This is a genomic window from Corallococcus sp. CA047B, from assembly GCF_003612065.1.
GTDB lineage: Bacteria > Myxococcota > Myxococcia > Myxococcales > Myxococcaceae > Corallococcus > Corallococcus praedator.
This window is the reverse complement of record NZ_RAWD01000028.1, coordinates 21634-42174: the sequence shown is the minus strand read 5'-3', so window position 1 is coordinate 42174 and position 20541 is coordinate 21634. Positions and strand designations below refer to the sequence as shown.

At 67.8% G+C, this 20541-nt stretch carries 20 protein-coding genes; 6 read left to right on the top strand and 14 right to left on the bottom strand.

Annotated features, from left to right (window positions below):
* Positions 1-140 precede the first annotated feature (140 nt).
* Entirely contained in the window at positions 141-1715 is a 1575-nt protein-coding gene (locus tag D7X74_RS07495) for an alpha-amylase C-terminal beta-sheet domain-containing protein (protein ID WP_120532236.1), read from the bottom strand.
* A gap of 189 nt (positions 1716-1904) precedes the next feature.
* On the opposite strand from D7X74_RS07495, the gene D7X74_RS07490 reads away from it, so the two are divergent.
* Both D7X74_RS07490 and D7X74_RS07485 read left to right on the top strand, forming a co-directional pair.
* On the top strand, positions 1905-3191 hold the full coding sequence (locus tag D7X74_RS07490) for an MFS transporter (RefSeq protein WP_120532240.1): 1287 nt from the start codon (positions 1905-1907) through the stop codon (positions 3189-3191).
* Between the two features lie 5 nt (positions 3192-3196).
* A complete protein-coding gene (locus tag D7X74_RS07485) occupies positions 3197-3688 on the top strand; it encodes a GNAT family N-acetyltransferase (RefSeq protein ID WP_120532235.1) in 492 nt (163 codons plus the stop codon).
* Between the two features lie 302 nt (positions 3689-3990).
* Here D7X74_RS07485 and D7X74_RS07480 read toward each other — a convergent pair whose 3' ends face one another.
* Positions 3991-4923: a LysR family transcriptional regulator gene (locus tag D7X74_RS07480; protein ID WP_120532234.1), complete on the bottom strand. Its 933-nt coding sequence runs from the start codon at positions 4921-4923 to the stop codon at positions 3991-3993.
* A 100-nt stretch (positions 4924-5023) separates the two neighbouring features.
* Between D7X74_RS07480 and pcaD the strand changes: the two genes are divergently transcribed.
* Positions 5024-5830, top strand: coding sequence for a 3-oxoadipate enol-lactonase (gene pcaD, locus D7X74_RS07475; RefSeq protein WP_120532233.1), 807 nt, complete (start codon positions 5024-5026; stop codon positions 5828-5830).
* Positions 5831-6084: 254 nt separating this feature from the next.
* On the opposite strand, the gene D7X74_RS07470 is transcribed toward pcaD, so the two are convergent.
* Together D7X74_RS07470 and D7X74_RS07465 are read right to left on the bottom strand one after the other, a co-directional pair.
* A complete protein-coding gene (locus tag D7X74_RS07470; protein WP_120532232.1) occupies positions 6085-6909 on the bottom strand; it encodes an alpha/beta fold hydrolase in 825 nt (274 codons plus the stop codon).
* Positions 6910-7137: 228 nt separating this feature from the next.
* Positions 7138-8952 carry a hypothetical protein gene (locus D7X74_RS07465; protein WP_120532231.1) on the bottom strand — a complete coding sequence of 605 codons (1815 nt, stop codon included), beginning with the start codon at positions 8950-8952 and terminating at the stop codon, positions 7138-7140.
* 345 nt (positions 8953-9297) lie between these two features.
* On the opposite strand from D7X74_RS07465, the gene D7X74_RS07460 reads away from it, so the two are divergent.
* Entirely contained in the window at positions 9298-9540 is a 243-nt protein-coding gene (locus tag D7X74_RS07460; RefSeq protein ID WP_199741786.1) for a hypothetical protein, read from the top strand.
* A gap of 23 nt (positions 9541-9563) precedes the next feature.
* On the opposite strand, the gene D7X74_RS07455 is transcribed toward D7X74_RS07460, so the two are convergent.
* The 3 genes from D7X74_RS07455 to D7X74_RS07445 form a co-directional block, all read right to left on the bottom strand.
* Complete coding sequence (locus D7X74_RS07455) at positions 9564-10601, bottom strand: hypothetical protein (protein ID WP_147446492.1); 1038 nt, start codon at positions 10599-10601, stop codon at positions 9564-9566.
* Between the two features lie 191 nt (positions 10602-10792).
* Complete coding sequence (locus tag D7X74_RS07450; protein WP_233595420.1) at positions 10793-11587, bottom strand: hypothetical protein; 795 nt, start codon at positions 11585-11587, stop codon at positions 10793-10795.
* Positions 11588-11829: 242 nt separating this feature from the next.
* On the bottom strand, positions 11830-12267 hold the full coding sequence (locus tag D7X74_RS07445; RefSeq protein WP_147446491.1) for a hypothetical protein: 438 nt from the start codon (positions 12265-12267) through the stop codon (positions 11830-11832).
* Positions 12268-12318: 51 nt separating this feature from the next.
* Between D7X74_RS07445 and D7X74_RS07440 the strand changes: the two genes are divergently transcribed.
* Positions 12319-12876: a hypothetical protein gene (locus tag D7X74_RS07440; RefSeq protein ID WP_233602006.1), complete on the top strand. Its 558-nt coding sequence runs from the start codon at positions 12319-12321 to the stop codon at positions 12874-12876.
* A gap of 12 nt (positions 12877-12888) precedes the next feature.
* Here the strand turns inward: D7X74_RS07440 and D7X74_RS07435 are convergent, their stop codons facing one another.
* Entirely contained in the window at positions 12889-13542 is a 654-nt protein-coding gene (locus D7X74_RS07435) for a glutathione S-transferase family protein (RefSeq protein WP_120532227.1), read from the bottom strand.
* Between the two features lie 318 nt (positions 13543-13860).
* On the opposite strand from D7X74_RS07435, the gene D7X74_RS07430 reads away from it, so the two are divergent.
* Positions 13861-14208, top strand: coding sequence for a hypothetical protein (locus tag D7X74_RS07430; RefSeq protein WP_147444258.1), 348 nt, complete (start codon positions 13861-13863; stop codon positions 14206-14208).
* Between the two features lie 65 nt (positions 14209-14273).
* Here the strand turns inward: D7X74_RS07430 and D7X74_RS07425 are convergent, their stop codons facing one another.
* From D7X74_RS07425 to D7X74_RS07400, 6 genes are all read right to left on the bottom strand, one after another.
* The gene (locus tag D7X74_RS07425; protein WP_120532225.1) at positions 14274-15506 is read right to left on the bottom strand and encodes an HlyD family secretion protein; all 1233 of its coding nucleotides are present in this window, start codon (positions 15504-15506) and stop codon (positions 14274-14276) included.
* 3 nt (positions 15507-15509) lie between these two features.
* Positions 15510-17138, bottom strand: a complete 1629-nt coding sequence (locus tag D7X74_RS07420; protein WP_120532224.1) for a DHA2 family efflux MFS transporter permease subunit — start codon at positions 17136-17138, stop codon at positions 15510-15512.
* A 4-nt stretch (positions 17139-17142) separates the two neighbouring features.
* A complete protein-coding gene (locus D7X74_RS07415; RefSeq protein ID WP_120532223.1) occupies positions 17143-17769 on the bottom strand; it encodes a TetR/AcrR family transcriptional regulator in 627 nt (208 codons plus the stop codon).
* A 126-nt stretch (positions 17770-17895) separates the two neighbouring features.
* Positions 17896-18447: a hypothetical protein gene (locus D7X74_RS07410; RefSeq protein ID WP_120532222.1), complete on the bottom strand. Its 552-nt coding sequence runs from the start codon at positions 18445-18447 to the stop codon at positions 17896-17898.
* Between the two features lie 39 nt (positions 18448-18486).
* The gene (locus D7X74_RS07405) at positions 18487-19383 is read right to left on the bottom strand and encodes a type VI immunity family protein (protein WP_233595425.1); all 897 of its coding nucleotides are present in this window, start codon (positions 19381-19383) and stop codon (positions 18487-18489) included.
* 70 nt (positions 19384-19453) lie between these two features.
* A complete protein-coding gene (locus D7X74_RS07400; protein ID WP_120532220.1) occupies positions 19454-20539 on the bottom strand; it encodes a PAAR-like domain-containing protein in 1086 nt (361 codons plus the stop codon).
* Positions 20540-20541 lie beyond the last annotated feature (2 nt).

Genomic DNA, 20541 nt, shown 5'->3' with positions numbered 1-20541 from the left:
GCCTTCGTTCAAGGGGGCGGGAGGGGCCCGCCCGGGGAGTGAAGCGGCCCCTGTGACAGCTTGAAGACGGGAACTCAAGCAACAGGTGAAACACAGGCGCCCCCGGCAAGCTGTGCAACAGGGGCGCCTGTCTCGGCGTCTTAGAAGCTGGCGGTGGCGGTGATGCTGCCGCCGGCGGCGGGCGTGTTGACGGTGTTGTTGCCCCCGCCCTGCCAGACGACGTTGCCGGCGCCGTCACGCTTCACGCACTTCCACTGGATGGAGGTGTTGGCGGGCATGGCGTAGGTGGCGCGCCACGTGGGGTACGCGGTGGGGCTGAGGATCTTGGTGGTGCCCGTCGCGCTCCAGTTGGACAGCTCCGTGATGCTGCCCGTGACGTAGACGTTCTGGCCCATCACGGTCGTGCCGTTGTTGCACACGAACTCCACGTTGGCGGTGGTGGGAGGAGGCGTGGTGCCGCCCAGGGTCCACACGGCGTAGTCGGTGCCGGAGGCGGCCAGCGTCCAGCCGGTGCCGGACGGGCTCCAGGCCGTGCCGCCAATCTTCACCGCCACCTTGTTGTCGATGACGGCCGCGTACAGGCCCGCCTCCGCGCGCTGGATGTTGACGACGGACTCGGAGGTGAGGCCCGCCGTCTTGCGGACGGTCATCAGCGTCTTGATGTCGTTCCCCAGGCCCCAGTTGAAGTAGTGCGCCCAGTAGACGCTGGGGATGCCCGGGTGGGTCAGGATGTAGGCGTAGCCCTGCATCACCTTGGCGCACGGCACGGGCCAGTGGTTCTGCGCGTTGCCGCACGACTCGCTGGGGCCGGTGTCGTGGTTGTCCACGAACGTCACGGCGCCCTTCGGGTAGTGGCCGATGAAGCCCGCGGGCTTGCCGGCGGCCGTCTTGAGGCGCGAGTAGTTGTTGTTGGTGAGCGCGTCGTTGAGCAGGCCCTTGGTGGAGAAGTCGAAGGCGGCGCAGGTGCCACCGTTCGCCGTCACCCAGTTGCCGATCTGCTGGCTCCAGTTGTCGGGGTTGTTCGCGTCGAAGTAGTTCGTGGGCCAGTGCTCACCGACGCAGAACCACGGCGCGGTGGCGTCCACGTACTCCTTCACGTAGGAGCCCGCGAAGCCCTTCACGAAGTCGAAGCGCCACCCGGCGAAGCCCACGCCCTTCAGGCGGCTGTTCATCCACGTCTTCAGGTCCGCGCGGACGATGGCCTGCGAGTGGTCCAGGTCGCGAGCGGCCGCGTAGCCCTCGCCGCTGTCGGCGTTGCCGCAGGCCGTGGCCCACTCGTCGCCCGCCGCCACCGTGTTGCAGCCGCCCCAGGTGGGGTTGGTGAAGTCCGCCCAGTTGGCGGTGCCCACGCGGTGGTTCACCACGATGTCCGCGATGGGCTTCACGCCCTGCGCGTTGAGCGCGGCCAGCGCGGCGGTGAGTTCCGCCTCCGTGCCATAGCTGGAGTTGAGCACGTTGAGCTGCCGGGGCAGGTAGCCCTGGGTGGAGGCCGCGTCGGACGGCGGCGGCAGCCACACCAGGGTGAAGCCCGCGGACTTCAGCGTGGCCGCGTTGTTCTTCACCGTGTTCCACCAGCCGCCGGCACTGGCGGAGTTCCAGTGGAAGCCCTGGATCATCACGTCCGTGCTGGCGCCATCCAGCGGCTTGGCCGCGGCGGGCGCGGCGGCGAACAGGCTGGCCACGGAAGCGGCCAGCAGGCGGGTCTTCAGCGTCATCTTGAGCTCGGGGTTGGGGGAGGCAGCGGCGGCAAGCTAGTCCTGCCTTTCCCTGCAAACCAGGACCGCCCGTCAGGGCCACCCTCCCACACGGTGCGCACGGGCGACGGCGCGGTGCGTCGCGCTTTGCTGAACGGCGGAGCTGTCTAGAATCCCACCCTCCGCCGTTCCCACCCCCGAGCGTTGCCCTTGATTGAACCCGAGACGGCCCTTCCGGCCACCGCACCGGTCGCCGAAGAGCGTTGGTCGTGGCCTCCCCTGTTCGGCCTGCTGGAGGTCCAGTTCGGCGCGGCCGTGGGCTTCCTTCAGACGGCGGTGCCGTACTGGCTGGCGAAGGACGGGATGCCGCTGGCGCAGATTGGCGTGCTGTCGGGCACGGCCTTCTCGCCGCACGCGTGGAAACTGTTGTGGGTGCCGCTCATCGACCTGGGGCCCTGGCGCCGGGTCTGGTACGGCGTGAGCACGCTGCTCACCGCGCTGCTCATCCTGGCGTGCGCGCTGTTGCCGGATCCCGCTCACCAGTTGGGCGTCTTCACGCTGCTGCTGACGGCGTTGCAGGCGGCGTCCACGACGGCGCACGCGGCGCTCAACGGGCTGATGGCCACGACGTCGAAGCTGGAGGACAAGGGGCGCACGGCGGGCTGGCAGATGGCGGGCAACGTGGGCTCCACGAGTTTGCTGGGCGCGCTGGCCATCTTCCTCGCGAGCCAGTTCTCCCGGCAGGTGGCGGGCATCGTGCTGGCCACGCTGGTGCTGGCGAGCGGCGCGGGCATCTTCTGGATCACCGAACGACATGACCCGTCCACGGTGCCCACCGGGCCGCTGCTCAAGGTCGCGTGGGAGCGGGTGAAGGGCATCGTGGGGGACCTGGCGAAGACGGCCTTCAGCCGCGAGGGCATCATCATGCTGGTGCTGTGTCTGGCGCCGGTGGCCTGCGGCGCGCTCACCAACCTGTTCAGCGCGATGGCCCACGACTACCAGGTGCCGGAGCACACGGTGGAGCTGGTGAACGGCCTGGGCATGGGCATCCTGGGCGCGCTGGGGTCGCTCGTGGGCGGCTGGCTGTCGGACCGGATGAACCGCAAGCTCGCGTACGCGCTGATGGGCGGGGCCACGGGCCTGTGCGCCTTCGCGATGGCGGCGGCGCCCATGACGACGACCACGTACATCTGGGGCACGCTCGCGTACAGCTTCGCCAACGGCGCGGCCTTCGCGGCCTTCGCGGGCATGGTGCTGGAGATGGTGAGCGAGGGCGCGGCGGTGACGACGAAGTACTCGCTGTTCGTCGCGGCCTCCAACTTCGCCATCAGCTACACCACCGCGCTGGACGGACACGCGTCGGCGTTCCGGGGCATCGGCACGCGCGCGAGCATCGCGGCGGACGGCCTCATCACCTTCGGAGGCATCAGCATCGTCGTGCTCATCTTCGCGCTCTTCCTGCGCAAGAAGCCCGCGGCCCCCACCGCCACCGCGTGAGCCCCATGTCCTCCCCTCCTCCGTCCACCGTCGAGGTCGTCACCTGGCGGGAAGCCTTCCGCTCGGACTTCGAACGGCTCAACCGCCAGTGGATTGAAAAGGACTTCCACATCGAGGGCTCGGACCTGGCCTCGCTCACGGATCCGCACGGGACCTTCGTGGCACCGGGCGGTGAGGTGCTCTTCGCGCTCGTGGACGGCCGGGTGCTGGGCACGTGCGCGCTGCGCAAGGCGGACGGCGACACGTACGAGCTGTGCAAGATGGCGGTGTCCCCGGAAGCGAGGGGCCGGGACCTGGGGGACGCGTTGATGCGGGCCGCGCTGACCACGGCCCGCGAGCGCGGCGCCCGGCGGATGTACCTGGTGACGAACAGCGCGCTCGCACCCGCGCTGGGCCTGTACCGCAAGCACGGCTTCGTCACCACGCGCAGCGGCCCGGAGCTGGCGGCCGCGACGGGCTACTCGCGCGCGGACGTGGAGATGGTCGTCGACCTGTGAGGGCATGAAGAAACGCCGCGTTCCCGAGAAGGAGCGCGGCGCCTTTCGTGCGGCTTCGGTCCTGACCCCTTCGTGTGCACCGTGACGCCAGCGAACAGGCCGGCGCGCAGGGCCAGTCCTTCCGGCGGGAGCGCGGGGCATGACGCCGTCCTGCGCGCGCGGGATGACGGGCGCATCCGCGTCCGATAGCGGGCCGGTCTCAGTGCGTGACGGGAGGTGATGGCGGGCCGGCGCCGCGCTCCCGTGCGTAAAGCTTTCGTGCACCGGTAGCGTCGGCGCCCCCGGCCTCGACGGCGCGCCCGTCAGCCTCCCTTCGCCCGGGGCACGCGTCCCAGCACGGGCCGCAGCACCGGTGCATGGCCAGCCAGAAAGCCCCACAGCCGGCTGGCGACCGGCCCGTGCGGCCGGTCACGCCGGCGCGCTGCCACGAGTTCCTCGATGACGCCGGGAAAGTGCCGTCCGGCAATGGACCGCAGGCGTCCGTCCCGCAACTCGGCCTCGATCATGAACCGCGGCAGATGCCCCCACGCCATGCCGTGCAGGACCAATTCCTTCTTCATGAGGTGGTCTGGCGCGGAACACTGAGGCGCGCCTTCGACCAGGAAGTGGCCCTGTTCGGGAGGATGCCGCGCCGAGTCCCGGAGCACGCACTGGGTGAAGGCTTGCATCTGCCGCGGCGTGATGGCGGTCTTCGGCTGGAAGGGAAGGAAACCCGGCGCCACCACCGGCACGAGCGCGACTCGGCCCAAATCCATCCACTCCATCCGTACGTCGCTCTTGGGTACACGGTGCACGATGAGGTCGGCCTCGTCCTCCAGCAGCCGCTCCCATGGGCCGCTCACCGCCTCGAACTGCAGATGCAGCCGCGTCTGCGGACATTGCGCGAAGAAGCGGCTGAGCAGCGCCAGCACCGGCGGCAGCGGGCACAGGTCCCCGAGCACCACGCGCAGCTCTGCCTCCTCGCCCATCGCGAGCTGCTGGGCGTGCGTGCTCAGCTCTTCGGCCTCGCGCAGCAACGTGCGGGCCTTGCGATGGAAAGCCCGCCCGGCCTCGGTGAGGCGCACGCGATAGCCCGAACGGTCCAACAGGCTCAGGCCCAGCTGCTGTTCCAGCTTGGCCACTGCCGCGAACACCGACGGATGCGATCGGTGCATCCGCTCCGCCGCGGCCTGGAAGCTTCCGCCGCTCACGACGGCGTCGAAGCACTGCAACTCATGAAGTGTGAAGCCGGTCATTGTCGGAGAAAGCTACACGCTCATCTCAAACTTTGTAATGTCTCTCCGGCCGCCCGGCTCCTATGGATGAGACCGTTCTCATCACCTTCCTGGAGCCGATATGGAATCCCAGCCCCCCTCCTTCATCACCACCGGCGATGGCGTGCGCATCGCCTACCGCTTCGACGGCGCGCTACAGAAGCCGGTGCTGTTGCTCTCGAACTCCATCGGTACCAACCTCCACATGTGGGACGCCCAGGTGCCGGCGCTCACCGAGCACTTCCGGCTGCTGCGCTACGACGCGCGCGGCCACGGCGCCTCCGGCGTCCCCACCGGTCCGTACTCGCTGGACCGGCTGGGGCGCGACGTGGTGGAGCTGCTGGACGCGTCGGGCCTACAGCGGGTGCACGTGCTGGGCCTGTCCCTCGGCGGATTCGTCGCGCAGTGGCTGGGGATTCATGCGCCGGAGCGCGTCGACCGCCTGGTGCTGGCCAACACCGCCGCATACCTCGGCCCGGCGCAGCAATGGGACCGCGCGATCGCGGAGCTTCTGGCGGCCCCCGACATGCGGGCCACAGCGGAGATGTTCCTGCGCAACTGGTTCCCGGCCGCCATGCTTGAGGCGAACGACAAGGTCGTCGAGCCGTTCCGCCGCACGCTGCTCGCCACGCGGCGCGAGGGCGTGGCCGGAAGCTGGGCCGCGGTGCGCGACGCGGACCTGCGCCGCACCCTCACGCTGATTCGCAACCCGACGCTGGTCATCGCAGGCGAGCACGACACCGTCACCTCCGCCCGCCATGGCGAAGAGATTGCCTCCGCCATTCCCGGCGCGCGGCTTGAGGTCCTGCCCGCTGTACACCTGTCGAACGTCGAACGGCCGGCGGAGTTCCTGAAGGCCGTGGTGGGCTTCCTCGACCCACACGTCTGACGACACGGGGCACAGCTTCAGCGGCCCTCGGGACATCTCGACAAGCTCGGGCGCCGTGCTGGGCGCGCCACTCATGCCCGCGCAGGACTGGCCGAGGTGGCGGTCATCGACGCGCCCGTCATGCCCCTTCGAGCCTGCGGGCATGGAGAGCCTTGACGTGCCATTCGAGTTCGAGGCGCGCGTCGAGCACGGCTGCACGAGCGTCCGGACGAGGCCCGAGGCCCGACGAGACGAGCGCGCCGAGACGCCTGGCCTTAGCCGACGAGCCGGCGGCTGAAGTCGGCGAAGGCCGCGCGCACCGCGTCCGGGTTCTCGATCCAGGGGAAGTGGCCGGCGCCCGGGATGGCGCGCTCGATGACGTTCGGCGTGCAATACCGCGGCGCGTCCCAGCCGCCCTGCCAGACAATGCGGTCTTGCGCCCCCGCAAGACGCAGGATTGGGATGTCCGCCGGCCACCAACGGGCAGCATAGACGTGGTCGAAGTGGGCGTCCGACCAATCGACGGCGGCGCTGTTGTAGGGCATGCGCGCGAGGAGCTCGCGGCCGGCCTGCAGGCCGGCAGGCGTGAAGTTCCAGGGCGCGGACGCCACGGTGATGGCCGTGATGTTGGCGTCGCACCGGTCGGCCTCGTACACGGCCATGGCAGCCTCGACCTCCGGCAGCGGCGAGGCGAGGGCCATCTCGACGTAGCGCGGATGCCAGCTGGCATCCGGCGCCGTATCGAGCAGCGCCAGCCCTTTCAGGTGCGGCGCGAGCTCCGGCGTGGCGAGAAGGTACATTCCGCCGGTCGAATGGCCGACGAAGACGGGATCGGGGACCGCCTGCGCCGCCTCGACGACCACCGTGGGCCAGACATCGAAGACGTCGGCCGGCGCGCCGGGCGGCGAGCGGTTGGAGCCGTCCCCCGGCAGGTCGACCAGCCAGATCGCGCCCGGAACCTCGAGCGCGGCGGCGAGTTCCTCCAGGCTTTCCGACCCGATCCCCGGACCGCCGGGGAGCAGCAGCCAGTTCAAGCCGCCCGGCCGTTCGGAATGCCGACGAAGGCGGACGCCGGAGCGCGTGAACTTTGTCTCGGTCATGAGCCAGCCAGCTACCAGATTGCGCGCAGCAAGGGCGAGCGGATCTGCACGCGACCGGCGCGGGGCGCCCGCCCGCCGACGGCCGCGCCGACCACGATGGGCCCGCGGGACTCCCCGGCCTGAACCGTGCGCTCCTCGACGTCCCGGACGCCGCGCGAAAGCACTGGGGCAAATCGTCACCCTGAACTCTTGCGCGCGGGTCGGCTGACAAGCAACGCCAGGGCTCTCTTACTCTATATACGCGTGAGTGTTTGTCCTCGGCTCCCCAAGGCGTTCAGGCCGCACATCGACCCCAAAGCCCTTGCCCGACAAGGTGTCCTCACTGGTCAGGAAGTTGAAGATTGTCGGACCGAGCTCATTGTTGTTTGGGTCCCTGGGGTATTGGGCATTGCCATGGCAACCCATACATCCACCCATCACCACGGTGTCGTAGGTGCTCGGGTCCAATCCCCGCACTTGCCGGACATTCGGCTTGCTGCGGTCGTTGATCAATTGATTCGGCGCTGCGCCGCGAAGGCCAGGATCCGCGACCGCGCCTTTGAACAACTGGACACCAGACCGGCTGCTTTCAATCACAGTGTTTGCCAGGTAGAAGTCCTCGGTCAGCGGATCGGGCTCACCCGTGGAGGTGACGCTGTTCTCATTCACGGGTACAATCTGAATTCCCGCGAGGCGATAATACGGCCACACCGTTTTCTCGAACTCATCATCCTTGCCCATGGCTTGAAGGACTTCGGCATTGACATTATTGACGGCGATTGTCATGGCCTGTGACGGCTCGACCGTGATCGGGCCTGCCAAGGGCGGACGCACTTGGAATGACCCATCAATGATCGGATATCCGTTGGCTGCGTTCACCTGGCCTTCCAGGGGTAGCGCAACCGACTGGAAGTGGCCGGCCCCCGTATTGACCATGGCCTGCACAGGCTTGGTGATCGGCGGCTTGTAATTCATTGTGTCGTAGAGGGTAACGACATACAGCCCGGTAGGGCTCTTATCCGGCTTCTGCAAGTTATCTACATGCTCGAACGTGGTATAAATAAAGGCGGGGTAGTTTTTCATCTTGCGCAGGATGTGCAGGCCGACCAGACCGAAAGTGCCCACCCGCGGTTCAGGACCGTTCCCACCATTGACGTAGTACGTGGCCTCGGCTGTATGGTAGCGGCGTGATTTGATCAGCTCATCAGTCATCTCCCGCCAGGCCGCCTTGACTTCGATGGACTCATCAGCACTCTGCGCACCGGCAGGCACAGGACTGCCCACATTGGGAGGAAATTCAATGCGTGGAATGGCGTTGTGGACGTCGGCTTCTTCGGGGTAGGTATTACCCAAGGTCTTCTTGATATAGTCATGCTCTGCCTGATTCACCTTGGCCTCGAAAAAGATCATATGATCGTCATATGGATTGGCTGACGGCGTGCTTCCGTTTTTCGGGAAAAAGATCTGGTTTTGACTGATCTGAGTGTTTTCGTCGAGGTTGTTGAACCGGATCATGTCGGACACTCTACCGACCGTGACATTCGCGAAGTTGTACTGAGGGCTCAGGGATTTCAGATCGCCCTTGGGAGGCGCGTTCGCGGGGAACAACTCGGAGCGGTGAGCAAAGGTTTCCCAGATCAGGTGATTGCGACCCAGGGGGAAGGGTCCACCAAATTTACGGGTGCCTGTCTCGTAGAAGTCTGGCGAGCCGGAGTCGAGAAAGGTGTATTCCGGATCGGCAGAGATAGTGCCCCGAACCACCGCAATCATCCCCGCGGGAGGGGAAGGATCATAGATCCGCTGGACGGGGGAGTTCAAATAGATGAACTGCCGCCAGGCAAAGCGGGCATATTCCTCGCGACTGATGCTGCCGTCGTAAGGCGGTGGCTCAGCGGGTAGAGTGGCGCTCGTGGTCAAATCTGTCACTGTGATGGGTGCCCCCCCCGGAAATTTTGGATCCGGGTTGTTGTTTCCGGGGGGCATGGTTTTCATGCATGAGGCGAGTGTCGTCGCCAGCGCCAGCGCACAGGCGCAGGTGCTGATGATTCGAAGCGTGCTCTTCATCTTGACGTTCCTTGCTGTTGTCAAAGCCTGTTGCTTGAATCTGTTTCAGTGATCAATTCCAGGGCCATTGCCCGCGGTGCGCAGGCTGATGGGCACCCAAGTGAACAGGCACACTGCAAGTGAAATGCCAGTCCAGGCCCGCGCGAGTCCTCGCCTGAGACATCCCTTCCTTCTTGAACTCGACCCCCATGAGTTCGGCCACTTGGAGTCCATCAAAGGGCCGTTGGCGCTCACTTCGCTCTGGGGAATGCTTCAAGCTCTCGCAGGGCGGCTGACACGTCAGGCAGGGCGGCTGACACGTCAGGCAGGGCGTTCGAGGTCTCCTCCCGCGACGAGTCCGAGGCGGTGCTGCGGGCGTTCAAGCTGTCCGGGAGCGCCGTCATCAAGCGGGCGCCCGATGAGGCACACCTGCCCGCGGTGGCGGAGCGCCTGCGCGCGGCGCTGGAGCAGCGGCCGGGCGCGCACCTCGTCATGACGGGAAGGGCGCAGCCCCTCCAGGCGCTGCGCTCACGGCTCCGCGCGGACGGGGTGGACGCGGCGCAGCAGGTGAAGGCGTACGGGTTCGCGGGGAAGAGCGGGCTCGACTGAAGCGGTCTCCCCTGGGCCGGCGCTCAGCGCACCGGGTGCGTCGTCCAGGCCATGCCGTCAACGCTCGATGCGAGAACGTGGCTCCCCGCCAACCAGAGGCGGCCGCCTCCCGCGGACACCCTGCCCACGGTGGGCAGCTGGCCGACGGAATCCACCAGGGCAATGGCGCAACGCTCGATGCCGGACGTGCCCAGGCGGTAGACCCGGTCCGGGTCCGCGACGTAAAGGCTGTCTGCCCACCGCTCGGCGGAATGAATGGGGCCCACCCGCGCGATGACGCGGCAGTCCGCCCCCTTCCCGGCGATGACGTCGCCTCGCGTCGTGCCCGCGATGACATCGCCCGAGGGGAAGCAGCGCAGGTAGGCCACTTCGCCGCTCAGGTAGGAATGCACCTCCCGCCAGCGGCCCTCCGCGTGCATCCAGAGCCCCCTGCCTCCGGCGTAGAGGATTCTCGTTCCGTCCTCTCCGGGACAGCTGTCCAGCGCGAGCACCCGCCCTGGGACCTGTCCCAGCGATTGCGTCCAGGTCATGCCCCCATCGCCGCGCATGAGCAGGCCCACCTCGGACGGAGCGTCGGGCGCGTACGACAGACTCCCGGCGACCACGATGTCAGCACCGCTGAAACACGCACGCGTCTCGACGAGCCCCGCCGGCAGTCCCTGGTACTCAAGGACCTCCCAGCGGCCTCCGTCGCGCTCGCGAATGGCGGCATGGAAGGCCGAGCCGCCGTACGAGAGCAGCGCGCCCAGACTGCTGGTGCCCTGCCGGTACAGCGCTTCAATGGTTCCAGCGCCCGGCAGTTCCTCCAACGTCCAGGTTCCCTCCGTGCACACCGCCACGTGCTGGAACCTGTCGACCTCGAAGCGGACGTCGTCGGGGTCGAAGTCGGAGTCGATGAGACTCTGGAACGCTTCCGGGTCGTAGGGCCCGTTCCACTCCTCGACGGGGCCCGGCCCGCCTCCGTGGTCATTGTCGGGATGCGGGTGGCTGACGACCAGCGCCAGGTTGCGCTCGTCGATGAAGCAGCCACTGTGCACGACACCTCGGAATGCATTCTTCAAGTCGTGGGTCCCCATCGTCATTCGAAGCTGCTGAAGGCCATGCCGTTCGTTTCGTGAGCGTATATCGAGGCCGCGCACGTCTCCGTGAAGGGGAACCTCATCATCAAGGACCAGGCCCGGCTGCTGATTGCCGGGGATGCAGGTCCGTCGGAGGGGACATGGCCACGGCACGCCGTCTACGCATGCCGTCTCTACCGTCCAGCCGGCGATGGGGCAGGCGCGCTTCGAGGGGCCGTGGACGGCGCCGCGGGCGTTGCTGCATCGCGGGGCAGCGCTTGAGCCGGGTGCACCCTGGAGAAGACCGAACTGGCCGAACGGCGAGTGATTCGCTGGTAGCGGGCATAGGCGTCGACGAGCGCGGTGCGCAGGGCTGCTGGCTCCGTCAGGCCATGCCGCGCAGTGGCGGAGGCCAACGCTTCGAGAAGGTAGGCCTCGGGCGCCATCAGGGTTCGGGTGAGCACGACCGGCCGGGCTCCCAGTGGCTCCAGCACTGGCCCGAAGAACTGCTCGCTCATGCAGGCCAGGACAACAACGGGCCTGGGCGTCTCACCAGGGAGGGGCTGAATCCCGGGCGGGGAGCGGTCCATGAGTCGGTCATGTCCGGCCCAGACCACGAGGTCGGCCTGGCTCGCACCCGCGGCGGCGCGCAGGAAGTCCTCCAGTGCGCTGTCAATCCGGTCTCCCGCATAGGCATGGAGCAGGAGCCGGACAGGCCGCTCACCGTGGGCGGCGGCCCGCTCGATGACGAGCTCGCGCAGCACCGCGGAGTCCGCCGGGCCATCACGGCGGCTCCGAACCCGGAACCCGGAAGCCCGCGAGAGGAAGCGCTCCGCCCCGTAGGCCGCGCCCCAGTAGAGATTCGCCTCCAGGGAGCGGGGATCGCCCGCGGGGCCGCGCCCGCACGCAATCAAGGCGTTGTCGCACAACGGCACGAATACCTCTATCTCCACCACCGGCACGGGCGTCACAGCGAGCAGGCTCAACAAGAGGGAGGGCAGCAGGATGTACCTCCGGCATGGACCCATTGAGACACGCGCGGCCCCTTGACGGTTCCATGGCCTGCCCGGCCTCCCCGCCGGCCTGGCGCACAGCCTGGGGGCCCCGTCAGCCGCCTACTTCGGCTCCTCGGCTCCAGCCCTCTCCCTCAACAGGGCTCCCGTCCCTCCTCTACGCAGGGACTGCGGTGCGTGGCGGGTGTGCAGAGGCCGAGGAGCGGCGCGGCCGGGCGTCAGCCCCCGCCGCGCGGCCGCGCCCGTCGGGGTGTCGTCAGCTCCTGCGCGAGCGCTTCACGCAGGATGCCGGCCAGTTGGGCCACGGTCTTGCTCGGCTCCCGTTCGGCCCTGAGCAGGTGCACCGGAATGCTCCCGAGCGCGGGCAGGCCCGAGGCGCCGGGCTCCAGCACGGCCAGCGTCTTCGGCAGGCCGAAGGCCGTTCGCAGCGTCACGCCAAGCCCCGCCTCGGCCGCCGCCCACAGGCCCGCGAGGCTCGGGCTCGCGAACGCGATCCGCCACGCTGGGCGTTGCGCTCGGTGCGCACCTCGATGCGCACCGCCGGATGCGCGCGCGAAGGTGCTGAGCACCCGGGGCAGCCAGGTTTCGGCGAAGTCCTGCGGCGACCCCAGGCGGACCTCGCCCTCCAATTCGCTGCCTCGCAAACGGTGGCGCACGCGCAGGCACCCTCCGCATCCCAGTCCTGGCCGCTGCCCCAACCCGCGCCCATGCCGCCGCCCATCAAGGCGCCGCGTGACACGCCCTTCCCCGGCACCATCCGCTTGCACGTCGACGCCACCGACACGGCGCGCGGTCTCTTCCGCGTCAAGCAAACCATCCCGGTCGCTCCCGGAAGGCGGTTGACGCTGTTGTTCCCGGCGAGCCTCTCACGCACAAGCGCAAAGAGAGGCGAATGCATGAGCACGGACGGCACCTATCTCGCGGTCTTCCTCAGCAACAAGATGAGTCCGCGCTGGCGGGCCTGGTATGCGATGTCCGACGACGAACGGCGCGCGAAGGACGAAGAAGGCTTCTCCGCCCTGAGGGCCTGGGACGAGAAGCACCGGGACGTCATCGTCTACGAGGGCGGCCCGCTCGGCAAAACCAAGCGGACGTCGCCGGATGGCGTGGCGGACGTCGTGAACGAGCTGACCGTTTTCGTCGTCGTGCGCGCGCCGTCGCATGAAGCCGCGGCGAAGTTGTTCGAAAATCATCCGCACTTCACGATCTTCCCGTGCGACGCGGTGGACGTGATGCCGTTGCTTTCGGGTCTGCCCAAGGCGTAAGCCCGCGCGCCGTCACCCGGTCGGCGGGGCGGCGTTGAACACCGCCAGTTGCGCAGCGAACGCACGCTTGTAGGCCGGCCGCGCTTCGGCGCGGGCGATATAGGCGGCGAGGTTCGGATACGCCTCGAGAATGCCCGACCCCTGCAGCCTGCGCAGGACCGTCACCATGAGAATGTCGGCCGCGCTGAAGGCGCCGTCGAGCCAGTCAGCGTCGCCGAGGCGCGCGGAGAGATCCTCCAGCCGTTTCCGGATGATGTCGTCCAGCGCGCGCAGGCGATGCTCGTACCAGGGCTGGTCGCGCTCTAGGATCATCACCAGACTGCGGTCGAAGATCGACGGCTCGACCGTGTTGAGCGCCGCGAACATCCACGCGATCGCGCGCGCGCGGCCATTCGCATCTTCCGGCAGCAGGCCGGCATGGCGCTCCGCGATGTGGAAGACAATCGCGCCGGACTCGAACAGGGCGAGATCGCCCTCCTGATAGGTCGGGATCTGACCGAACGGATGCAGCGCCTTGTGCGCGGGCTCCTTCATCGCATCGAACGACAGCAGACGGACGTCGTAGGGCTGGCCCACCTCTTCCAGCGCCCAGCGCACCCGCATGTCCCGCGCCAGTCCCCTGCCGCGATCGGGCGAGCGTTCAAAGGCGGTGATGGTGATGGTCATGTCCTGCTCCTTGATCGCTCAAAGGACGATCCGACGACGGCGTTCCCTACACCCCGCGTCGGCGCGGCGTGAGTCCGGTTGCATCCGGCCTTGCGATGGCACCGTACCGGTTGTCCATCACAGCACAGCCGAGGCCGTCCATGTTGAAGCCGATCGCATCCGCCGCCCTGAATCGCGATCTCCGCATGGCGCTGCCTCGCGGAATCCGAGCACGACGCGACGCCGAACCTCGACGACCTCCAGCCCATCTACCATCGGCAGGACGTGGCGTTCGGGCCCATTGGCTGGCTCCGCTGGTACAAGGACGCGGATGGCTCCATGACGGGCCTCCCGACCCGGGACTACGCCATCTATGAACTGGTCGAGAACGTCGTCCTGTCCTCGCAGGGCATCCACCTGAAGCAGACCGGGATTCTCGAAGTGCCCGGCGGCGCGGCGTCACCGAATGTCGTGGGGACCGCGCTCAACAACGAGCGCCTGCTCGGGGCGGCCTTCTTCAACAACAACGAGCTGGTCGTGTCGGGGCAGACCGGCGTGTCTTACGGCCGCGTCACCAACAACGCTCAGGGCATCTACCAGTGCGGTCATACGGCACGTTCGTGGCCCCGGGCGGAGAGGTGCTCTTCGCCCTCGTGGGCGGACGTGGAGAGGGTCGTCGACCTGTGAGGGCATGAAGAAGCGCCGCGTTCCTGCGAAGGAGCGCGGCGCCTTTCGTGCAGCCCCGGTGCTGACTACTTCGTGTGCACCGTGACGTCAGCGGACAGGCCGGCACGCAGGGCCAGTCCTTCCGGCGGGTGCACCCAGGTGATGCGCACGGGCACGCGCTGCACCACCTTCACGAAGTTGCCGGACGCGTTGTCGGGAGGCAGCAGCGAGAAGCGTGAACCGGTGCCGCCGGACAGGCTCTCCACCCTGCCCTCCAGCTTCTCACCGGAGAAGGCATCCAGCTCCACCTCCACGCGCTGGCCGGCGTGCATGTGGCCCACCTGCGTCTCCTTGAAGTTGGCCACCACGTAGGTGGTGAGCGGCACCAGCTCCGCCACCGCCTGCCCGGCGGTGAGCAGCTGTCCCGCGTGCACGGACAGCTTGGACACCTGGCCGTCCGCCGGGGCGACGATGCGCGTGTCCTCCAGTTGGAGCTTGGCCTGGTCCAGCGCCGCCTCCGCGCCCTTCACCCGGGCGTGCGCCAGCGCCGCGTTGGCCTGGGCGGCGGCGATCTTCTCGTCGATGGGAGCGCTCACATCCAGTTGGCCCTGCGCCTCCGCGACCTTGCTCTCCGCGGTGCGCCGGCCCTCCTCCGCCAGGGTGAGCTGCGCGCGGGCACCTTCCAGCGCGGCCTGCGCGGTGTCGTGGCCCGTCTGCGCATCATCCAGCGCGCTCTGCGCCACGACGTTCTGCTCGCGCAGGCTCTTCGCGCGCTCCAGATCCAACGCCGCCTTGCGGGCCTGCGCTTCGGCCCGGGACACCGCCGCGCGGGCGGAGGCCACCTGCGCCTGGGCGCTGCTGACCGCGGAGTTGCTGGTGGTGACGAGCGCCCTCGCGCTGGACAGCCCCCCCTTCGCCCCGGCGGCGGCCACGGTGGCCTGCGCGTCCGCGGCGACGGCCTGGGCGCGCGCGGACTCCAGCTCCGCCTCCGCCTGCTTCACCCGGGCCTCGTAGGGGCGCGGATCGATTTGGAGGATGACGTCGCCCTGGTGCACGGTGGCGTTGTCGGCCAGGGCCACCTTCACCACCGGGCCGGACACGCGCGCGGACAGGGGCACCACGTCCGCCTCCACCTGCGCGTCGTCGGTGGTTTCCTGCCCTGCGGTGAGCAGCTTGAAGCCGCCCAGGGACAGCAGGATGAAGGCCACCACGGCGCCCAGGATGAAGAAGCCCCGCTTGCCACGCTTCGCCTGCGCCTCGGCGGAGGGCGCGGGCGCCGCTTCGGGGACGAGCTGGGGGGCCGTTGTTGTCGTTGCCATGGCTTAGATCTCCACGTCGATGTGGGGCTTCTCGTGGGAGCCCCCGCCGCTGGGAGCGGCCTTGAGGAAGTAGATGAGCGGCAGCACCACCACGAACATCAGCGCCGCGAGGACGAACAGCTTGTCGAAGGCGAGCACCATGGCCTGCCGGGACACCGAGCCGACCATCATCTGGAGGCTGGCCGCCTTCGCGCCGGCGGCATCCAGGCCGTGCTGCATGAGCCCCTGCTGGGTGGCGGCCATGCGGCCCGCGACCTCCCAGCGCTCCGGGTTCAGGTGCGCCGCGATGGAGGCCTTGGCCGTCACCGTGTAGCGCGACAGGAGCGTGGTGAAGATGGCCAGGCCCATGGAGCCGCCAATCTGGCGCAGCAGCGAGTTGAGCCCGGTGGCGTCCGCCATCCGCTCGCGCGGGATGTTGGCGAGCGCCGTGGCGCTGAGCGGCACGAACATCAGGCTGAAGCCCACGCCCTGGAGGGCAATGGCGCTGATGATGTTCCCGGAGCCCGTGGCGAGCGAGAAGTGGCTCATCTCGAACGCGCCGAAGCCCGCGAACACGATGCCCGCGGCCACCAGCACCCGCGCCGGCACCTTGCCGTACAGCCGCCCGACAATGGGCATCATCACCAGCATCACCAGCGTGCGGGGCATCAGCGCGAACCCGGACTGGGTGGCGGTGAAGCCCAGCAGCTCCTGCATGAACACCGGCAAGAGGAACATGCTGGCCATGAGCACCGCGAACACCAGCGCGCTGAGCATCGTGCCGGAGGCGAACACCGGGTCCTTGAACAGGCGCAGGTTCACCGCGGGCGCCTCCGCCGTCAGCTCGCGGATGACGAACGCGATGAGGCACGTGGCCGCGAACAGCGCGCAGGCGATGATGAGGGGGGACTGGAACCAGTCATCCGCCTGCCCCTCCTCCAGGAAGTACTGGAGCGACGCGAGCCCCATGCAGAGCAGCGTGATGCCGGCCCAGTCCATGTGCTTGCGCTGGCGTTCGGCCTCCACGCGCGCGGTGGCGCGCAGCTGTTCGTCCTCCTGGACGAAGCGGGCCACCATGAAGAAGCCCAGGATGCCCACCGGCACGTTGATGAAGAAGATCCACGACCAGTGGAAGTTGTCGACGATGTAGCCACCCAGCGTCGGTCCGATGGCCGGGCCCACCATCACAGCCATGGCGAAGACGGCCATCGCCGTGCCCTGCTCCTTGGGCGGGAACGTCTGGCGCAGGATGGCCTGCTCGGTGGGTTGCAGCGCGCCCGCGCCCAGCCCTTGGAGGAAGCGGAAGAGCACCAGGGTCGGCAGGTTCCACGCGAAGCCGCAGAGGAACGAGCCCACGACGAAGAGCACCAGACACGCCAGGTACACGCGCTTCTGACCGAACAGGCGGCCCAGGAAGCCCGTGAGCGGCATCACCATCACCGTGGCGATGACGAAGCCGGTGGTGGCCCAGGTAATCTCCTGCACGGTGGCGCCCACCGCGCCGCGAATCTGCGGCAGCGCCACGTTGACGATGGACGAGTCGATGGCGCCCATCAGCGTGCCGAACGTCACCGACAGCGTGACGAGCCACTTGTTCGGCAGGGCCTTGGGTGTGGCCGCCAGGGCTCCGGGTGATGCGACGGAAGTCGCCATGTCGCTAGACCTCGATTCCCTTCAGGAAGACGCGGAGGACCTCCTCCGCCCAGGCCGAGGCGGGAGGGTTCGCGCGGTCGCCCTCGCGCACGCGGTCCAACGCGCCGCGCACCATGCCCATCAGCAGGGCCGGGTAGAACGCCCTGCCCTCCGCGCGGAACTCCCCGGCCTGGATGCCGCGCGCGAAGACGGGCTCCATGCGCCGGTTCAGCTCCGCGAGGACACGGCTCTTGTTCTGGGTGCGGGCCGCGTCCTCGGGCAGCTGCATCATCACGCGCATGAAGGCGTCGTGCTCCGACACGTGGGCGAACACCGCCACCACGAAGGCGCGGAGCTGCTCGCGGGCGGACTGCCCCTCCACCTGGGCCAGCGCGACATCCAGCCGCTCCAGCAACGCCTCCCGGCGCTTCGCGCGCAGCGCCTCCAGCAGCGCCGCCCGGTCCGTGAAGTGGTTGTAGAGCGTCCCCACCGACACGCCTGCCTGCTCGGCGATGGACTCCATCTTCGCCGCGTGCAGGCCCTCCCGGGCGAACACCGCCGCGGCCGCCGCCAGGATGGCGTCAGCGGTGGCTTCCTTCAGGCGCGAGCGCAGCTTTTTGACAGGCGCCTCAGATTTTGAATCTCGATTCATTTCTTGAAGGGAGATTTAACCCTCTCCGTCCCGGAGTCAAATCGAGAGGGTGGCGAGGAGCGAGCGACCGGCCAGGTCCACGACCCGCATGTCGGGCGGTAGGGCTCTTTCTCCGAGGCGACTTGCTCAGTCCGCCAGTTCCCAAGAGGCCACGGTGTACCTGTCAGGAAACTCCCGGGACAGCGCCTCCCACGGCACCATTTCCTGATCCACCAACTCCAGGAACGAAATCTCCAGCGCCTCGCAGAACGCGAAGGCGCCCCCCGTGGACAGTGCGGCCAGGGCCTCATCCGGGGTGCGCCCCAGGAAGAGCAGGAGCCAGGCATGCCGACGCGCGCTTGTTCTCCGGTCCTCGACGGAGGGCTCCAGGTCCTCGCTTCGAAGGGTGAGCTTCGCCTGGTCCATGAAGAAGCCGAGGCTCCAATCCCCCCCTTCGTCGAACACCTCCACGAGCCGCTCCGTCAGCTTCCCAAGGGCTTCTCGGTTCTCACCCGGGCTGGCGAACGCCACCCATCGTGGCCCGGGGACCGCAGGTGTCGCCCCGGGGCCCGAAGGGGCGACGGCGTCCCCCGCCGGCTCCACGTCCAGCACGGCCTGAAGCCGGGCCCTCTCCAGGGTCTTGCGGAAAACCGCGGGGCTCGTCACCAGCGCGGCAAAGAAGTGGGAAGCCTCGGACATGGACGACTCGTGCGGTTGCGCGGTGGAGGGGCTTGGACCTCAAGGGCCATCGAACCGGCGAAGCCATTCGTCGGAAGTCTCTGGGGTGAATCGGTTCCCACCCGCGAAGTGCAGGGACCCCACGGATTCGACCCGGAGAGGCCGAAGCGCCTGGGCCACCCGGAGATAGGGCTCGGGAATACGGCCATCGTTCGCGTCGCCCATTCGAGGGCGGGAACCGGCCTGGATGAGCACACCTCCATCATATTCGCGGAGGGAAATCTCATCGCCCAGGGTCGCGACGAGGCCAGGGATTCCGCCCACCCGTGGAAGGAAACGCTCCCCGACGATCGTGAGCCAGTTGACGCCCTTGATGCCATCTCCCAGATACCGGGCATGGCTGAGAGGACTGTCCACCTCCAGTCCGGGAAATCGACGGGCCATGGCATAGACAGCGGGTTGGAAGTCACTTTCCACGCCCACATCGGGAGACTCCGCCAGGCCAGGCCCTCCGTACCCATGGATGGGATGAAGATGGTTGCAGAGCTCAAGCATCAGCGCGGGAAGACTCCCCGGATGGTCCGCGAACCAGGTCAGGGGCAGCATGAACGACAGGTGGCCCAGCGCCTTCTCCCAGTCCGGGGGACCAAAGGCTTCAATCCGGAAGTGACTCGCGGCCTCCGGTTGCTCGCCACCGTGGGTGGAGTACTCCCAGGCCTGATTGCCACCTCGCTGCGCCATCACCGCGCGAAGAGAGGGAACACGACTGGAGCCGTGGGGATACATCTTCCCGCTCTTGGGATGCACCACCCAGCGCAGGTGTTGGCCGAAGCATGCCTGGAGGCGCTCCACGCAGGTGAGCACCGCATCCCGGGTTTCCGGCCGGTGGGCATTCTCGAAATAGAGTGTGGCGAGGAGTCCCACCTGCACGACGACGCGGCCCTGACCGTCGCGCACGGCCAACTGCTTCTCCTCCGTGAAATCGTCGTCCGTTGTCATGGGCTCACTCCGTCCAGCGGCTGCCTTATCAAAAAGCAAGGACCAGGCGAGCGACAATCCCCGGAATCAGGACATCATCCGCCTGCGTCGCGCCGGTCGGCGCCAGGTCATCGAGGACGAGCGCGACCAGCGCAAGACTCAGCAAGGTCACCTCCCACCAGTTCGGCGCGGACACCGGCTCCGGTTGCTCCTGGGGCTGCTTGTCCTTCCGGCAGTTGCAGTCCTCCAACTTGAGGATGGTGAGCTTGCTCCGGTCGCCAGCGATCCTCTCGTAGGCCCTGCGTTGTTCGAGCGTCGGCGTATCGCCCGGAAATTTCATCTCGACGACATGCTGGATGTTGTTCTGGAGCGGAGGACTGCTCCCGTTCTTGACGATGACGACATCAGGCCGGCGGACCATGCCAGCATTCGCGGGCACACCGTTCTTCTTCATCCATCCCGGCACCCAGGCGTGCCCGCGGAGTCCACGATTGCCATCCATGATGGGTTTCGGAGGAGTCGACCGCATGTCGTAGCTGATCTCCGGCTTGTAGCGACTCTTGTTTCCAACACTGTCATCGATTCCCTGGAGGAGGGTGCTGACACACTGTTGTTTGAGCGCCCGGCCGTCTTTTCCCGTCTTGAAGTTCCCCACCTTATTGCAGTGGCACATCAGCTCGCAAAGCACCTGCTTGTCCGTGGGCGAGAGACCCGCGCCACTCGCCCCGGGAGGCTGAAGCTCGGCGGGGCTCATCGAATTGCTCGGGCTCCCGTGGTTGTGCTGCATGGCATCACCCATGCGCGGGACGTTCTCGCCTTCGACCATCACGTCGAAGGAATAGCTCACGAAGGACGCCTTGCCCTTGATGCGTCCCGACACCACTCCGCCCCCCGCGGTGCCCGGTTCGTTGCCCGTGCTCAGGGCGAAGTAGGAGGATTTGATGGCGAGCGGCACGCCATCCACGAGCACACTCGAGGCTCCAGCAGCGGTATCGCTGGACTTCGCCTCATTCATATAGGGCACGGGTGAGGGGCTGGGTGTCGGGGTCAGACAGGGGTCTGGCCCCGCGAGCGAAACACCGTCCGACTTCTCGTGGACGACGGTGCGACCATTCACCATCACGGTGGTGCCCATGG

What these genes read in the sequence shown, in the direction of transcription:
- D7X74_RS07410 (WP_120532222.1), bottom strand. Translation starts at nt 18,447, where the DNA reads ATGTCCGAGGCTTCCCACTTCTTTGCCGCGCTGGTGACGAGCCCCGCG.
- D7X74_RS07400 (WP_120532220.1), bottom strand. Translation starts at nt 20,539, where the DNA reads ATGGGCACCACCGTGATGGTGAATGGTCGCACCGTCGTCCACGAGAAG.
- D7X74_RS07465 (WP_120532231.1), bottom strand. Translation starts at nt 8,952, where the DNA reads ATGAAGAGCACGCTTCGAATCATCAGCACCTGCGCCTGTGCGCTGGCG.
- D7X74_RS07480 (WP_120532234.1), bottom strand. Translation starts at nt 4,923, where the DNA reads ATGACCGGCTTCACACTTCATGAGTTGCAGTGCTTCGACGCCGTCGTG.
- D7X74_RS07430 (WP_147444258.1), top strand. Translation starts at nt 13,861, where the DNA reads ATGACGGGCCTCCCGACCCGGGACTACGCCATCTATGAACTGGTCGAG.
- D7X74_RS07470 (WP_120532232.1), bottom strand. Translation starts at nt 6,909, where the DNA reads ATGACCGAGACAAAGTTCACGCGCTCCGGCGTCCGCCTTCGTCGGCAT.
- D7X74_RS07420 (WP_120532224.1), bottom strand. Translation starts at nt 17,138, where the DNA reads ATGGCGACTTCCGTCGCATCACCCGGAGCCCTGGCGGCCACACCCAAG.
- D7X74_RS07495 (WP_120532236.1), bottom strand. Translation starts at nt 1,715, where the DNA reads ATGACGCTGAAGACCCGCCTGCTGGCCGCTTCCGTGGCCAGCCTGTTC.
- D7X74_RS07425 (WP_120532225.1), bottom strand. Translation starts at nt 15,506, where the DNA reads ATGGCAACGACAACAACGGCCCCCCAGCTCGTCCCCGAAGCGGCGCCC.
- D7X74_RS07485 (WP_120532235.1), top strand. Translation starts at nt 3,197, where the DNA reads ATGTCCTCCCCTCCTCCGTCCACCGTCGAGGTCGTCACCTGGCGGGAA.
- D7X74_RS07435 (WP_120532227.1), bottom strand. Translation starts at nt 13,542, where the DNA reads ATGACCATCACCATCACCGCCTTTGAACGCTCGCCCGATCGCGGCAGG.
- D7X74_RS07440 (WP_233602006.1), top strand. Translation starts at nt 12,319, where the DNA reads ATGCCGCCGCCCATCAAGGCGCCGCGTGACACGCCCTTCCCCGGCACC.
- pcaD (WP_120532233.1), top strand. Translation starts at nt 5,024, where the DNA reads ATGGAATCCCAGCCCCCCTCCTTCATCACCACCGGCGATGGCGTGCGC.
- D7X74_RS07415 (WP_120532223.1), bottom strand. Translation starts at nt 17,769, where the DNA reads ATGAATCGAGATTCAAAATCTGAGGCGCCTGTCAAAAAGCTGCGCTCG.